The organism is Herbidospora solisilvae (genome assembly GCF_009901565.1).
In the GTDB taxonomy this organism is placed as follows: domain Bacteria; phylum Actinomycetota; class Actinomycetes; order Streptosporangiales; family Streptosporangiaceae; genus Herbidospora; species Herbidospora solisilvae.
The window spans coordinates 892,428-907,500 of record NZ_WXEW01000001.1; the positions used below are offsets into that span (position 1 = coordinate 892,428).

Consider the following 15,073-nt stretch of genomic DNA (forward strand, 5'->3'; position numbering starts at 1 on the left):
CCACATCATGCGTCCCGCCGCCGGAGCACCACGTAGGCGGCGGCCAGCAGGATCGCGGCCCAGGTGCAGGTCACGGCGAGGCCGGCCGCCGGTCCCGGCAGGTCGGGGTCGCCGTCGAGGCTGAGCAGCCGCAGCCCGGCCGTGATCGGCCAGTAGCTCAGGATCAGCCGGGCCAGCCATTCAGGGTAGAGCGAGGCCATCGCCGGGACGAACACCCCCATCACGATCGTGACGACCAGCGCCCCGGCGGTGCTGCGCAGCAGGCAGCCGACGGCCAGGCCGATCAGCCCGAGCAGGGCCAGCAGCAGCCCGGGCCCGGCCAGCACCCGGAGCATGCCCGGCTCGGCCAGCGGGTTGACGGGCACACCCCGCGAGGTCAGCACGGCCCGGTTGACGAAGACCACGATCAGCCCGGTCACCGCCCCGGCGGCCAGCGTCAGCCCGCCGCAGACCACGGCCTTGGCCGCCAGCACCCGGCCCCGGCGGGGCGTCGTGGTCAGGGTCAGCGCCATCGTGCGGGTGAGGTACTCGACGGTGAAGGCCCGCAGGCCGAAGTAGCCGACGGCGATCTGGACGAAGATCAGCGGCCGGAAGTCGGGCGCGGGCCGGTAGGCGGCCCGCTCGGCGGCGGTCATCCTGGCGTGCTCGGTGGCGGCGGCGTGGCCGAACAGCACCGCGAACAGGGCGCCGAGCACGACGATCGCGGCGAGGGTGAACCAGGTCGACCGGGTCGTCCACGTCTTGGCCCATTCGGAGCGGATGGCGTCGATCATCGGGTCAGCTCCATGAACGCCTCTTCCAGGGACGCGCGGCGGGGGGTGAGCTCGTACAGGACCACTCCCTCGGCGGCGGCGAGCTCACCGACCCGCCGCGTGCCCAGCCCCCGCACGACCAGTTCGTCTCCGGCCGGGTCGACGTCGGAGGCGCCGTGGGTGACCAGGACCCGGGCGAGCCGGCGGGCCTCCGGGGTGCGCACCAGCACCCCGTCGGGCCGGGCCAGCGCCTCGACGGTGGTGTCGGCGACCAGCCGCCCCCGCGCCACCACGATCAGCCGGTCGGCGGTCACCGCCGTCTCGCCCATCAGGTGGCTGGAGACCAGGACGGTCCGCCCTTCGGCCGCCAGCTTCCGGATCAGGGTGCGGATCCATACGATGCCCTCGGGGTCGAGCCCGTTGACCGGTTCGTCGAGGATCAGCACGCCGGGGTCGCCCAGCAGCGCGGCGGCCAGCCCGAGCCGCTGCTTCATGCCGAGCGAGAACCCGCCCGCGTGCCGGTGCGCCACCGCCGTCAGCCCGACCAGGTCGAGCACCTCGTCGACCCGCCGCCGCCCCAGCCGGTTGCTCAGCGCGAGACAGCGCAGGTGATCACGGGCGGAGCGGCGGGGGTGCACCGCCCCCGCGTCCAGCAGCGCCCCGACCGCCCGCATCGGCTCGGGCAGGTCGGCGAGCCGGGCCCCGAGGACGCGGGCGCGGCCCGCGTGGGGGGCGTCCAGCCCGAGGATCATCCGCATCGTGGTCGTCTTGCCGGCCCCGTTGGGGCCCAGGAACCCGGTCACCGCGCCGGGTTTCACGTCGAACGTCAGGTCGTCGACGGCGACGACGTCGCCGTAGCGTTTGCTCAGTCCGGTCACTTCGATCACGCGGCCGAGCGTGCGCTCCCGGGCTCAGGGCTTCCTGGACGGTTCTGTGAGAGTCCTGTGAGGGATACGTTCGAGGACGCCCCCGGCGAAGACGTCGTACAGGCCGGTCGGTTCGAGGTGGACGTAGCCGATGTGGCAGTCGCACTCCAGCTTCGGGCAGGCCCGCCGGCCCAGCCGGGCGCGGAACGTGCCGTCATAGAGATTTCCCAGGACTGTCGGGATGAAGTGGCAGCGCCGGACGGTCCCGTCTCCGTCCACGGAGATCACCGTGTCGCCGGTCCGGCACGCCTGGCCCGCGCTGAGGTGCGGGAAGCGGCTGTAGTGGAACAGCGGGTCGATCTCCTGCCAGCGGGCCGCCTCCTCGTCGGTGTAGGTCCGGCCCTCCTCGGCGTTGATCCACAGGTACGTCTCAGCCGGGAGGTCGCGGCGCAGGCGGCGGGCGTCCTCCAGATGGGCGGGGTCGCCGACCACGCCGACGCTGTGGCGGACCGGCAGGCCCGTGACCTTGGCCAGGAAGCGGTCATAGGTCACCTGGGTGGGGTGGTAGGTGACCCACAGGGCGAGCTTGTCCGGGTTCGCCCGGTCGAGCCAGGCGGTGCGGGAGCTGAGGTTGGTCTGGATGGCGACGCGGCGGACGTTGGCCCGGTGGCTGAGCTCGACCATCGCCTCCCGATACCACGACCGGACCAGCCCCTCCCCCCACGGCGTGAACAGGACGCTCACCTCGTGGTCCTGCGCGGCGGTCCACTCGGTGAAGCGGCGCAGCGCGGCCCGGTCGGCGCGGAGCTGCTCGGGGGTGTCGCGGCGTTTGGCGAACGGGCAGTAGGCGCAGTCGTAGTCGCAACTCGCCAGCGGGCCCCGGTAGAGGATCGTCAGATGGGTCATCGGGCGTCGTTGCCCGCCATGAGGGCGCGGACGTCGGCGGAGAAGAGGGCGGGCCCGACGGCGTCGGAGTGGGCCAGGCCCTCGCCGGTCAGCCGCAGCACGTCGCCGTCGTGCACCAGCCACTTCTCGGGCACCGCCGTGACGTCGGGGTCGCCGCCGAACCGGTCGCGGTAGAGCCGCAGGTCCAGGCCGTCCTTCTGGAGCAGGCTCTGGATCGTGTGCCGCCGCCGCCGTTCGTCGTCGGTCAGGGTGAAGCCGATCAGGGCCTCGGTGAAGTCGTCGCGGCGCACGTAGTCGTCGATGATCGACCGGACGTGGCGGGCGCCGACCGCGTACTCGTGGGAGTAGTGCAGGGTGCTCGTGTACGACCGCGCCCCGCACCCCACACTCGCCATGCCGTCGGTCTGGCAGCAGTAGTCGGTCGAGGTCCGCGTGCCGGGCAGCCGGAACATGCGCATCGACACCTGCTCGTAGCCGCGGGCGAGCAGCAGGTCGCGGCCCTCGCGGTAGAGCTCCATGCGCTGGTCGTCCCAGTCGCGGCCGATCTTCCCGAGGCCGGTGAGGGGGCGTACGTACAGCGGGTAGAGGTAGAGCTCCTCGGGGGCCCAGCGCAGCGCGGTCTCCAGGGAGTGCCGCCACGTCGCGGCGGTCTGGCCGTCGATGCCGTAGATGAGGTCGACGTTGAGGATCGGGAAGCCCGTCGCCCGGATCGTGTCGAGGGCGCGGTCGACCTCGGCGCGCTTCTGCGGGCGCACCGCCGCGCGCGCCTCCTCGTCGACGAAGCTCTGCACCCCGATGGAGATCCGCGTCGTGCCGCGCTCCTTCAGCACCGCCAGCCGGTCGGCGGTCGCGGTCGCCGGGGAGGTCTCGACCGACAGCGGGATCTCGCCGTAGGGGGTGATCTTGCCGGTGACGTCGAACAACCGGGTCAGCTCGGCGGGGCTCAGGTAGGTCGGGGTGCCGCCGCCGATCGCCGCCGTGGTGAAGGCCGGGTCGACCGCGTCGGCCAGCGCCAGCGTCTCGCGCTCCAGCGCGTCGAGGTAGGCGGCCACCAGGTCTTCGGGGGCGCCCGTCCGGGTGAACAGGTTGCAGAAGCCGCAGCGCATCTCGCAGAACGGGATGTGGGCGTAGAACGACCCGGCCCGCTCGCCCCGCCACACGTCGGCCAGCGCCGGGCGCGGGTCGAGCGGGCGGTAGGCGGTCTTGTGGGGGTACGCGTAGACGTAACTCTCATACGGACTGATCATCGGAGCTCCGGTCGAGGACGAATTCGGCGTAGGGGACGGTCCAGACGACCTCGTGCGCGAGCCGGTGGCCCACGTGGCCGTCTTCGCCGTAGGCGGTGCCGTGGTCGGAGCAGACGATCACGAAACAGGGCCGGCGGCGGGTCATCAGGGCGAACAGCCGGGCGACGTGCCGGTCGACGTACTCCAGCGCCGCCGCGTGCGACTCGATCGAGTCGTCGGCCGCGCCGGGCAGGTAGAACCGGTTGGGCTGGTGCAGCGCCGAGACGTTCAGGAACAGGAAGACCGGTTCCGGCACGCCGTCGAGCACCTCCTCGGCCCGGTCGAGTTGCCGTTCGAAGGAGTCGGGGGCGGTCACCCCGAATTCGGGCGCCCAGTGGCTCTCCTGGAACAGGTCCGGCAGCACGGAGCCCAGGGGGCTCAGCCGGTTGAAGAACCCCACCCCGCCGACGCAGACGGTCCGGTAACCGGCCTTGGCCAGCCCGGCGGGCAGGTCGGGCGCGTCGAAGACCCACGTCTGCGGCGAGGTGGTGGCGCTGCCGGGGAAGGTCGCCGCGAACGGCCGGGTGTGCGGCCCCGGGGTGACGGGGGTCGGCAGGAACCCGGCGAACATCGCGGCGTGCGAGGCGAACGTGAAGCTGCCGGGGCTGTGCCGTCTCTCCCAGGTCAGGAAGCGGGCGAAGCCCGGCGTGCGCCCCTCGGCCATGAGGCGTGCGGCGACGTCGTACCGGAGCGTGTCGAGGGTGAGGAGCAGGATGTCGTGGCTGCCCACGATCGTGTTCATGTCGCGCACGATCGCCACCCCGCCGCGATCGCCCGCGCCTGGCACTCGTAGGTCGTCAGGCCGCTCCCGTCGAGCGCGCCCAGGCCGGGCAGCAGGTCGCCGAAGGCGTTCACCTCGGCGACCGCCATCGACCGCCAGTCGGCGCCGATCATCAGGTCGACGCCGGTCGTCAGGCTGCCGGGGAAGCAGGCGGCGGTGCGGGCGCAGACGTCCATCGCCTCGTCCCACCGGTCGCCGCCCAGCCGGGCCCGGATCTCCCCCAGGTCGCCGCGCCGCCCGCCGAGGTGCAGGTTGGTCATCGGCACCCGGCTCACCCGCGCCACCGCGTGGGTCGGCCGCCCGGCGACCGTCACCACCCGCAGGTCGAACCGGCCCTCCGCGACCGACGCCTTCGGGAACCAGCGTTCGACGTGGAGCCCGTCGGGGGCCAGGGTGTCGACGATGCGGGCGACGGTCGATTCGTCGGTGTACGTCCGGACCGCCAGCGAGTTCCGCAGGTCCTCGGTGGCCGAGGTGACCGCGCGCAGGCGGGCGCCGGAGGTCTCGAAGGCGATCACCCCCGACGCCGAACTGCCGTGGGCGGGCTTGACGAACACCCTCGGCCACGCCCGCGCGCGCATCTGTTCCCGCAGCTCACCGTAGGAGTTCACGGTGACCCCGCCGGGCACCGGGAGACCGGCCGAGTCGAGCAGGGCGTGGCAGCGGCGTTTGTCGAACATGGTGGCGATCTCGTCCACGTCCGCCAGCAACTCGCCGCCCGCCCCGGCCACCCGCCTCACCCCTTCCATGAACCGGGTGTACCAGGTAGCCCCTCCCCCGACGCGGGTCGGGTCGCCCGCTCCCCGCAGCAGGGCGTCGGCCTCGGCCGACTCGCCGGGCGAGTCGACCCGGACGAGACCGGAGAACCGGAGCGGGGCGCCGGTCAGCACCTCCGTCCAGGGGACCACGGTGATCTCGCCCAGGCCGTGGGCGAGGGCCGCCGCGCCGAACAGGTCGGTGCGGCGGTCGCCGGGCGTGCCGATGACGATCATTCGTTCACCGAGGTGAAGAGCCAGCCGTCGAACTCGTCCGGATCTCCCTGGGCTTCCAGATCGAGGTCGACGGAACCGAGGGCGGCGCGCAGGCGGGCCATCATGGCGTCGCTCAGGTAGTGGTGGTGCAGGTCGAGCCGCCGCAGGTGGGTGAGCGGCTGGCCGCTGAGCAGCGCTTCGGCGCCGTCGTCGGTGAGCGTGCCCATCGACAGGGCGAGGCCGTCGAGCCGGGCCACGATCGGGGCGGTCGCGACGGCGGCGGCGACGTCGTCCTGGCGGTCGCTGTCCTGCAGGCCCAGGTGCTTCAGGGCGGGCAGGTGGTCGCCGCTCAGGATGGGGGCCAGGTCGTCGACGGTGTAGTCGCCGCCGTACTCCTCGACGCCGAGCCAGAGCTCCAGGTGTTCCAGCGCGGGGAACCGGCACGCCGCGACGCCGCGCACGAAGTCGCCGTCGAGCCCGCCGCTCTCGGCCCGGAGCATGCGCAGCCGCTCATGGCGGACCGGGGAGAGGCGCAGGCCCATGCCGCCCCGGGTCTCCAGGCGCTCCAGGTCGGGGAAGGCGGTCAGCAGCGGGGTGACGTCGGTCTGGTTGATCCAGGAGATCTCCAGCGCCTCCTGCGGGATCGCCCCGAAGAAGAGCGCGCGCAGGGCCGGAAGCCGGTGGGCCTCGGCGACGAGCCGCTCGACGACCGCGTCGGCGTCGGCGTCCCAGCCGCCGACGACGAGGGCGCGCACCTGGGCGGGGTCGACGGCGTCGAAGAAGTCGTCCAGATCGTCGCAGCCCAGCTCCCAGGCCACCTCGCCGGGCGGGTGGACGGCCTGGCGGAAGAAGTCCACCGTCGGCAGGCCGGCGTACCGGCGGTAGTAGACGTCGGTGTCGTCGGTGTGCCGTGGCAGGTCGAGGGAGATCGTCACTCGTCCACCGCCACGTAGAACCAGCCGTCGTCGTCGTGCTGGCGCTCGTCGAGGTCGACTCCCACCGTGAACAGCGCCTTCTCGACGCGCGCCATCATGGGTTCGCTGAGGAAGTGGTGGTGCAGGTCGAGCTGGTCGAGGTGGGTCAGCGGCTGGCCGCTGAGCAACGCTTCGGCGCCCTCGTCGGTCAGCACGCCCATCGACAGGGCGAGGTTCTCGAGACGGGCCACGACGGGCGCGGACGCCACGGCGGCGGCGATCTCGTCCTGGCGGTCGCTGTCCTGCAGGCCCAGGTGCTTCAGCGCGGGCAGCCGGTCGCCGTTCAGGATCGGCGCGAGATCCTCGACGGTGTAGTCGCCGCCGTAGTTCTCGACGCCGAGCCAGAGCTCCAGGTGCTCCAGCGCCGGCAGGTCGCACCCGGCGACCCCCCGGACGAACGCGCCGCTCAGGCCGCCGCTCTCGATCCGGAGCATACGCAGCTTCTCGTGCCGGACCGGGCTGAGGGCGAGGCCGTCGCCGCCCCGGATCTCCAGGCGCTCCAGGTTGGGGAACGCGGTCAGCAGCGCGGTGATGTCGCTCTGCTTGATCCAGGAGATCTCGCACCAGTCGGACCCGACCGAGCCCACGAACAGCGCCCGGAGGGCGGGCAGCCGGTGCGCGTTGGCGGTCAGCTTGGCCACGATGGGCGCCGAGCTCGTCGAGAACATGTCGTCCCAGTGGCCGATGACGAGGGCGGGCACCGTCTCGGTGTCGACGTGTTCGAAGAAGGCGTCCATCTCCTCGAGGATGTCCTCGTCGAGGACACCCAGGTACCAGGCGCCGCTGCCGCCCGGCTTCGGCTTCTTGCCGCCTTCCCTGTCCCAGCCGATCACCGGCAGGTTCGCGTAGCGCTCCCGGTAGTCGTCGTGCTCCTCGGGGCGCAGCGGCACGTGGAGGGAGATCTGCGAGGTCACTCGGACACCGCCACGTAGAGCCGGTCGTCCTCGGGCGAGAAGCGGTCGTGCAGCTTGACGTCGACCCCGGGCAGCGCCTTCGCGACACGGTCGGTCATCGTGTCGCTGAGGAAGTTGTGGTGCAGGTCGAGGACCTTCAGGTGACTGAGCGGCTGGCCGCCCAGCAGCGCCTCGGCCCCGGCGTCGGTCAGCGTGCCCATCGACAGGTCGAGCTCGTCGAGCTGGGCCACGACGGGCGCGGACGCCACGGCGGCGGCGATCTCGTCCTGGATCTCGCTGTCCTGCAGACCCAGGCGCTTCAGGACGGGCAGCCGGTCACCGGCCAGGATCGGGGCCAGGTCGGCGGCCGTCGTGTTCCCGCCGTAGCGTTCGACGCCGAGCCAGAGCTCCAGGTGCTCCAGCGCCGGGAAGTCACCGGCCGCGACCGACCGGACGAACGAGCTCTGCAGGCCGCCGCACTCCACCCGGAGCACCTTCAGGTTCTCGTGCCGGAGCGGGGTCAGGGCCAGCCCGTCGCTTCCCCGGAGGTCCAGGCGCTCCAGGTCCGGGAACGCGGTCAGCAGCGGCGTGATGTCGCTGAGCTGGATCCAGGAGATCTCGCACCAGTCCGGATCGACGTCGCCGATGGACAGCCTGCGCAGGCCCGGGAGCAGGTGGGCGTTGGCGACCAGCTTCTCGACGATGGCCTCCGAGCTCTCCTCGTACATCTCGGGCCACTCGCCGATCCTGATGGACGACACCTCCTCGGTGCCGTCGCCGGCGAAGAAGGAGTCCAGGTCGTTGAGGATGTCGACGCCCTCATCGATCCCCCTGCCCAGGTCCACGTGGCTCACTCGGCCACCGACACGTAGATCCAGTCGTCGCGCTCCTTGCGCTCCTCCAGGTCGAGCTCGGCGTCGCCGACGAAGGCGCGCAGGCGCTCGGCCAGCGGGTCGGTCACGTAGTTGTGGCGCAGGTCGAGCACCTTGAGGTGGCCGAGCGGCTGGCCGCTGAGCAGCGCCTCGGCGCCCTCGTCGCCGAGCGTCCCCATGGCCAGCGACAACACGTCGAGGCGGGCCACGATCGGGGCGGCGGCCACGGCGGCGGCGATCTCGTCCTGGTGGTCGCTGTCCTGCAGGCCCAGGTGCCTCAGCGCGGGCAGCCGGTCGCCGGCCAGGATCGGGGCCAGGTCGGCGACCGTGGAGTCGCCGCCGTAGTCGTCGACGCCGAGCCACAGGTCGAGGTGCTCCAGGGCGGGCAGGTCGGACGCGGCGACCGCCCGGACCACCTCGGCGGGCAGCCCCCCGGTCTCGAACCGCAGCACCCGCAGGTTCTCGTGGCGGACCGGGGAGAGCGCCAGGCCGCTGCCGCCGCGCACCTCCAGCCGCTCCAGCTGCGGGAAGGCGGTGAGCAGCGGGGTGACGTCGGACTGCTGGATCCAGGAGATCTCCGCCTCCTCCGACTGGATCGCGCCCAGGAAGATCGCCCGCAGCGCCGGGAACCGCTTGGCGTTGTCGGCCAGCATGGAGACGATCACGGAGGAGTCGGTGTCGTACGCCTGCTCCCAGCACCCGATGACCAGCGCCCGCACCTCTTCGGTCGCGACCTGGTCGAGGAACACCTGGAGGGTCCCGGCGAACGCGCCCTCCTCGGCGTCGTAGGCGTCGGGTTCGGCGATCCGCCACGCCACCGTGCCGGCGGCCGGGAGCTTCTCGTCGTCGTCCGGCGGGAAGACGCAGACGTCGAGACCGGCGTAGCGCTCGTCGTAGAGATCCCACGGGTCAGGGTGGATGTTCTCCGGGAGGATTGTCAGCATGGGCCCAGTTCCTATCAGAACGCGGCGACAAATCACGGAGCTGGCCCATATTTCGTGATCGAAGCTGCTTCCGCAACTCGGCCCCGGTCGGCGATCAGCGGATCGGTCAGCGCCAGACCGCGTTCGTGAGCACCTTGGACAGGCCGGCAGTGCTGAACTTGTCGACGATGAGGATCTTGGACTTCGGCAGCAGCCACTCACGCTGGACGAAGGTCGCCCTCACCTTGGACGAGTCGTTCGCGACGCACGTGATCCGCCAGGCGCGGTACTGCGCCTTGTGCCCCTTGCCGATCGCGCGATAGCCGGACGTGAGCAGCTTGACGCCGCCGCCGTAGCTCCACTTCGCGTTCAGCGGGCACGGCTGCACGTCGGTGGCGGGGTAGTAGGGCGACTCGCCCGTGTAGGGCTCGAACAGTTCGTCCCCGACAGCGATGCCCTTCGGCCCGTAGATCGAGAATTGGTGGCAGCCGGGCTCATGGAGCTTCTTGCACTTACCGGCGACCACGTAGACGAAGTCGCCCTTGCCGCGCACCTTCCACGCGTACGGCAGGGTGATCGTCAGTCCCTTACGCAGCTTGAGCACCTGCCCGGCTGACGCCTGTGCCGTGGCGGGCACCAAAGCGCCTAAGGCCGTGACGACGACGGCGAGGGAAATGATCCGCTTAATCATGACTGGTGAGACGAACCGCCGCCGGGAAAGGTTCGGGGGGCGACGAGAATCGAACAAGGACTCGTCCCACGGCGACGGCACCGCCGGCCGAAGGGCCGTGACCCGCACGCCTAGCCCCAGGCGTGCGGGTCACGGGGCCGGGGGGATCAGCCGCCGGGCTGGGTCACGCCGTTCACCGTCAGGGTGTAGGGCGCGTACTGCTGGCCGAGCTCGGTCGGCTCGTCGTACGCCACGATCGCCACGATCTTCGTGAACGGCCGGGCGAGCAGGAGTTCGAGGCGGTTCAGGTTGATCGTGCCCTTGCCGTTGAACTCGACCTGGGCGGCGACCTTGTGCTTCTCGTCGAGGCCGACCAGGCGGACGTTCCAGTTGTGCACGGCCGTCGGCTTGATCTCGGTGAACGAGTCGAACGGCTCCAGGCTGGAGCCGTCGCTGACGACGGTGCCGCCGACCGTGACGTCGTCGAGGTACAGGCCGCCCTCGTTGACGCCGCCGTCGGAGACGTACTGGAAGCCGAGCAGGATGTCCTGGCCCGCGTAGGCGGACAGGTCGAACGTGTGCGGCTCGAAGCCGCTGGTGGTGCCGTTCAGCGACGGGCCGAGCGGGCCCTCGACGGTCTGGTCACCCGAGATGGGGGTGTAGGTCGCGCCGCCGTCGGTGGAGACGACGACGTAGCCGTAGTCGTAGCCCTCCTCGGCGCCGTACTTGGCGAGCAGGCGCAGGGTCGGGTCGGCGGCCGGGACGCTCACCTCGGCCACGGCGCTGACGTTGAGGTTGTTCTCGTTGCCGGAGAAGAGCACCGGGTTGCCGGGGCGGTCGGGCTCGTCGTTCACGATCGTCCAGGCCAGCGGCAGGGCGGGCAGGCCGGTGGCGCCGGTGAACGTGAGCGTGCGCAGTTCGCTGCCCTTGAAGGGCTTGCCGTCGGCCTTCTGGAGCGTCACGTAGTCGGCGCCGTTGGGGGCGGCGCCGGGGGTGTCGTAGGTGTCGGGGTTGGCCAGGTTGACGGTGGAGCTGAGCGAGGCCGAGGTCACCCGGGACTTGGGCACGCCCAGCACGATGCCGGTGCGGCTCTCCACGATGCGGTCGAGCAGGACCATCGACTGGTAGTCGTGGATGACCCGGTAGAGGTCGGCGCCCTCCGCCTTCAGCGCGGCCTCCAGGCTGGCCAGGCCCTGGCGTTCGCCGTCGCGGTGCAGCGTGGACATGAAGTCGGCGCCGTAGCGGTCGTACAGGAAGAGCATGATCTCGTAGGCGTTGCCGTAGTCGGCGAGCACCTCGCTCGGCTCTCCCTCACCCCACAGGGTCAGTGAGTTCTGCGGGCCGCCGCACTGCCGGGGGTTGGGGTTGTACCGCGCCTGGACGTTGCCGAAGCCCTGGAAGCAGTAGATGTGGCTGTCGGCGCCGTAGTCGTCGATGGTGGCCCTGGCGTCGACGTAGCCGGTCAGGGTCTGGGCGAAGTCCGAGAGGCCCTCGTTGATCCAGTTCCCCTCGAACGGGTCGGTGTAGTACATGAGCAGGTGCTGCCACTCGTGCGCGAACGTGCCCTCGTAGGCGTTCGGGCGGGCCGGCCGGCTCGTGCACAGGTCGCCGGTGGGCTCGTCGGCCGGCTGGTCGCCGGTCCGGTGGGCCCAGTCGAAGGCGTCGACGGTCATGACGTTGCGGTCGACGCGCTCGTTGATGCCGGCCGAGAAGAAGCCGGCGATGTAGGTCGGGTTGGCCGGGAAGTCGTAGAAGTTGTCGTCGCGGATGTTGTCGATCAGCGCGACCGTCTTGTCGCCGTCGCCGGTGTAGTCGCCGGGGATGCGGGCGTTGGTGCCGTCGCGGTCGGGCGGCGTGGAGAAGGCCGCGGTCTCCTTCGGGTACATGTTCGTGTCGAACTCGTTGACGAAGTAGGCGACCTGCGCGTCGGTGATCGTCGTGGAGTTCGGGATCTGCGCCCGGCAGTCCCCGGCCGGGAACGACAGATCGTTCGCGACCCACACCTCGATCTTGTCGCCGACGCCGCGCAGGGTGAACGCCTTCGGGAACGGCGCACCCCCGGCCTGCGTGTCGTCGATGGCCAGCCAGTTCCGGACGGTGCCCACCGGCGGTGTGGCCGCCGCCGCGGCGGTCGTCTTCCGCGCCTTGGACGGCTCGTAGCGCGTGGGCAGGTCGATCTTCTTGCCCTGGAAGGTGTCGGCGAGCTTGCCGTCCCAGTGCCGGAAGTCGTTCAGCGGGGCCGAGGACGGCGCCGGGGCGGCGGCCGACGTCGTGGCCGGGAGGAGCGTCGCGAACGGGAGGGCAAGGGCGGTGACTGCTAACGCGATGACACGTCTGCGTGTCATTGAACCCCCTTCGGGTGCTGCTGCGGCACTGTGACAGGCCGCACTGACACACCGTGACTATCTGGCGGGAGGCGGGGGCTACAAGCATGACATCTGCCAATAAATGTCAGTCAGTTTGGCGGTAAGCGCTTCTTCCTCACATCAATCCAGGAAAGGCGTGAGAAAGACCGAAAACCATTAATTCGCTGACCGGAGCAGGCCCGCACGGTGACTATGTTGGTCGGGTGACGACGGAAGCGGTGCAGCTCAGCACGGCCAAGGGCCGCTGGATTCTGGTGACGACGGTGCTCGGCTCGGGCATGGCGCTCCTCGACGGCACCGTCGTCAACGTGGCGCTGCCCGACCTCGGCCGGGCCCTTGAGGCCGACATCGAGGGCCTGCAGTGGACGATCAACGCCTACACGCTGACCCTCGCCGGGTTGATCCTGCTGGGCGGCTCCCTGGGCGACCGCTACGGCCGCCGCAAGGTGTTCATGATCGGCGTGGTCTGGTTCGCGATCGCCTCGGCCCTGTGCGGGCTGGCGCCGAACATGGAGGCCCTGATCGCGGCCCGCGCGCTCCAGGGCGTCGGCGGCGCCCTGCTGACCCCGGGCTCGCTGGCGATCATCCAGGCCACGTTCGCGGCCGACGACCGGCCGAAGGCGATCGGCGCCTGGTCGGGCCTGGGCGGCACCGCCGCCGCCGTCGGGCCGCTGCTGGGCGGCTGGATCGTCCAGACGATCGGCTGGCGGTGGGTCTTCCTCATCAACCTGCCGCTGGCCGTGGTCGTGCTGCTGATCGCGATGCGCCACGTGCCGGAGACCCGCGACGAGGAGGCGGCCGGCCGGTTCGACGCGCTGGGCGCGGGTCTGGCGGCGATCGGGCTGGCGGCGCTGACCTTCGGCCTGATCGAGACCGAGGTCGTGCCGATGGTCCTGGGCGTGGTGATCCTGGCCGCCTTCGTGCTCGTCGAGCACCACCGGGGCGAGCAGGCGCTGGTGCCCGTGGGGTTGTTCCGGAATTCCGCGTTCTCCGCCGTGAACGCGGTGACGCTGTTCATGTACGCCGCGATGGGCGTGGTGTTCTTCCTGCTCGTGCTCCAGCTGCGGACCGTCTCGGGCTTCTCGGCGTTCGCGGCGGGCTCGGCCATGGTGCCGGTGACGCTGCTGATGCTGGTGATCTCCCCCTACGCCGGTGAGCTGGCGCGCCGCATCGGCCCGCGCTGGCCCATGACGGTCGGGATCCTGCTGTCCGGGCTGGCGTTCATGTGGATGAGCCGGATCGGCGCCGGCGCCCACTACCTGACCGAGGTGCTGCCGCCGGTGACGCTGTTCGGCCTGGGCCTGTCGCTGACGGTCGCCCCGTTGACGGCCACCGTGCTGGCCGCCGCCTCGCAGCGCCGCGCGGGCATCGCCAGCGGGGTCAACAACGCCCTGGCCCGGACCGGCAGCCTGCTGGCCGTGGCGGCCGTGCCGCCGCTGGTCGGGCTGACCGGCGAGGCCTACCTGAACCCGGTCCTGTTCGACGCGGGGTTCCGGCTGTCCATGTACGCCTGCGCGGGCATGATGGCGATCTCGGCGCTGATCTCCGTGCTGGGGATCAGAATCCGCTTCTAACCGAGGCCGAATCCGAGGAAGCCGTCCCCCTCGGCGATCTTCTCGCCCTTCTTCCCCACCCCCGGGTAGGAGCCCTTCCTCACGCTGCCTCGGTAGCGGTACACCGCGCCCTTGGTCGGGGCGCCGACGATCAGGTTCCCGTCGTGCACCATGACGGCCGCGCCGAACTCGGCGCCCTTCGGGCCGGGGATCAGCACGTTGTGGTTCCGGGTCAGGCCGCCGCTCCGGGTCCCCGCCAGCACCTGGACGGCGTTCTCTCCGGGCACGCCGACCACGAGTTCGTCGTCGCCGTCGCCGTTGAGGTCGCCCGCGGCCAGGGAGGTGCCGAAACGGTCGTACATGACCGCCTTCCCGGCCAGGCTGTTCTGGGTCCAGGCCTCGGCGGCGGCCGGGCGCAGGCCGCCCGGGGAGCCGTAGACGACGTCCACGGCCCCTTCGCCGTAGTCTCCGGCCCGCTGGAGCTTGTTCAGGCCCTCTCCGGGCACGCCGATCGCCAGGTCGTCGTGGCCGTCGGCGTTGAAATCGCCGGTCGCGAGGGCCGCGCCGAAGGCGTCCCAGCTTTCGGAGAGGCCGTCGATGCCGTAGGTCTCCTGGGAGTAGAGCAGGCGGCGGCCGCCCTTGGCGACCACGGAGACGGTGCCCTCGCCCTGGCGGATCAGGTTGGCGCCGGGCGCGCCGATCGCCAGTTCGTCGGTGCCGTCGCCGTCGAAGTCGCCGGTGGCCAGCGCCTCGCCGAACTGGTCGGTGACGGCGCCTCCCGTGTTCTTGATCCGGCGCAGCTTCGAGCCCTGGCCGTGGACGTAGACGGAACCGCCGCCGGGGGCGCCGATGGCCAGTTCGTCGTCGCCGTCGCCGTCGAGGTCGCCCGCCGCGAGGGCCGCGCCGAAGCGGTCGGCCCCCTTCCCGGGCAGCTCGACGGTCGTCCGGGAGGTCAGGCCGTACAGGATCTCGACGACGCCGTGCCCGTCGCGGCCGCCGGGGCCGGCGTCCTCCTCGGAGGCGCCGATCGCCAGGTCGGCGCAGCCGTCGCCGTCGAAGTCGCCCGTGGCCAGGGCCGAGCCGAACATGTCGCCCGGCTCCGGGTCGTCCTGGATGATCAGCGGGCCGTCGAGGATGCGGACCGCGCCCGCCCTGACCTGGCCGTCGACGGTCGCGTAGGGCTGGGCCACCGCCACGAAGGGGCCGCACTGCGGGGTCAGGCCGGTGAGCAGGGGGATCGTCAGGGTCATGACGCCGAGG

At 71.4% G+C, this 15,073-nt stretch carries 14 protein-coding genes; 1 reads left to right on the forward strand and 13 read right to left on the reverse strand.

Features of this window, described 5'->3' with window-relative positions:
* Positions 1 to 5: 5 nt before the first annotated feature.
* From GT755_RS03805 to GT755_RS03860, 12 genes are all read right to left on the reverse strand, one after another.
* Positions 6 to 773 (reverse strand): ABC transporter permease, encoded by a 768-nt coding sequence (locus GT755_RS03805; protein ID WP_161478273.1) that lies wholly within the window; start codon positions 771 to 773, stop codon positions 6 to 8.
* Positions 770 to 1,639, reverse strand: coding sequence for an ABC transporter ATP-binding protein (locus GT755_RS03810; protein WP_161478274.1), 870 nt, complete (start codon positions 1,637 to 1,639; stop codon positions 770 to 772). The genes GT755_RS03805 and GT755_RS03810 overlap by 4 nt, the downstream gene beginning before the upstream one ends.
* A gap of 24 nt (positions 1,640 to 1,663) precedes the next feature.
* Positions 1,664 to 2,524 carry an STM4011 family radical SAM protein gene (locus tag GT755_RS03815; protein ID WP_161478275.1) on the reverse strand — a complete coding sequence of 287 codons (861 nt, stop codon included), beginning with the start codon at positions 2,522 to 2,524 and terminating at the stop codon, positions 1,664 to 1,666.
* Positions 2,521 to 3,771, reverse strand: coding sequence for an STM4012 family radical SAM protein (locus GT755_RS03820; protein WP_161478276.1), 1,251 nt, complete (start codon positions 3,769 to 3,771; stop codon positions 2,521 to 2,523). The genes GT755_RS03815 and GT755_RS03820 overlap by 4 nt, the downstream gene beginning before the upstream one ends.
* Entirely contained in the window at positions 3,755 to 4,552 is a 798-nt protein-coding gene (locus GT755_RS03825) for an STM4013/SEN3800 family hydrolase (RefSeq protein WP_161478277.1), read from the reverse strand. Before GT755_RS03825 ends, GT755_RS03820 begins: the two co-directional genes overlap by 17 nt.
* Positions 4,549 to 5,583: an STM4014 family protein gene (locus GT755_RS03830; RefSeq protein ID WP_161478278.1), complete on the reverse strand. Its 1,035-nt coding sequence runs from the start codon at positions 5,581 to 5,583 to the stop codon at positions 4,549 to 4,551. The genes GT755_RS03825 and GT755_RS03830 overlap by 4 nt, the downstream gene beginning before the upstream one ends.
* Positions 5,580 to 6,497: an STM4015 family protein gene (locus tag GT755_RS03835; RefSeq protein ID WP_161478279.1), complete on the reverse strand. Its 918-nt coding sequence runs from the start codon at positions 6,495 to 6,497 to the stop codon at positions 5,580 to 5,582. Before GT755_RS03835 ends, GT755_RS03830 begins: the two co-directional genes overlap by 4 nt.
* Entirely contained in the window at positions 6,494 to 7,450 is a 957-nt protein-coding gene (locus tag GT755_RS03840) for an STM4015 family protein (protein WP_161478280.1), read from the reverse strand. The genes GT755_RS03835 and GT755_RS03840 overlap by 4 nt, the downstream gene beginning before the upstream one ends.
* Complete coding sequence (locus GT755_RS03845) at positions 7,447 to 8,283, reverse strand: STM4015 family protein (protein ID WP_328794157.1); 837 nt, start codon at positions 8,281 to 8,283, stop codon at positions 7,447 to 7,449. The genes GT755_RS03840 and GT755_RS03845 overlap by 4 nt, the downstream gene beginning before the upstream one ends.
* A complete protein-coding gene (locus GT755_RS03850) occupies positions 8,280 to 9,245 on the reverse strand; it encodes an STM4015 family protein (RefSeq protein WP_202609561.1) in 966 nt (321 codons plus the stop codon). The genes GT755_RS03845 and GT755_RS03850 overlap by 4 nt, the downstream gene beginning before the upstream one ends.
* A 106-nt stretch (positions 9,246 to 9,351) precedes the next feature.
* Positions 9,352 to 9,915, reverse strand: coding sequence for a hypothetical protein (locus tag GT755_RS03855; RefSeq protein WP_161478281.1), 564 nt, complete (start codon positions 9,913 to 9,915; stop codon positions 9,352 to 9,354).
* Positions 9,916 to 10,061: 146 nt separating this feature from the next.
* A complete protein-coding gene (locus GT755_RS03860) occupies positions 10,062 to 12,239 on the reverse strand; it encodes a M6 family metallopeptidase (protein ID WP_161478282.1) in 2,178 nt (725 codons plus the stop codon).
* Positions 12,240 to 12,463: 224 nt separating this feature from the next.
* On the opposite strand from GT755_RS03860, the gene GT755_RS03865 reads away from it, so the two are divergent.
* Positions 12,464 to 13,834: an MFS transporter gene (locus GT755_RS03865; protein ID WP_161478283.1), complete on the forward strand. Its 1,371-nt coding sequence runs from the start codon at positions 12,464 to 12,466 to the stop codon at positions 13,832 to 13,834.
* Here GT755_RS03865 and GT755_RS03870 read toward each other — a convergent pair.
* Positions 13,831 to 15,063 (reverse strand): FG-GAP-like repeat-containing protein, encoded by a 1,233-nt coding sequence (locus tag GT755_RS03870; RefSeq protein ID WP_161478284.1) that lies wholly within the window; start codon positions 15,061 to 15,063, stop codon positions 13,831 to 13,833. The two genes, GT755_RS03865 and GT755_RS03870, sit on opposite strands and share 4 nt — an antisense overlap.
* Positions 15,064 to 15,073 lie beyond the last annotated feature (10 nt).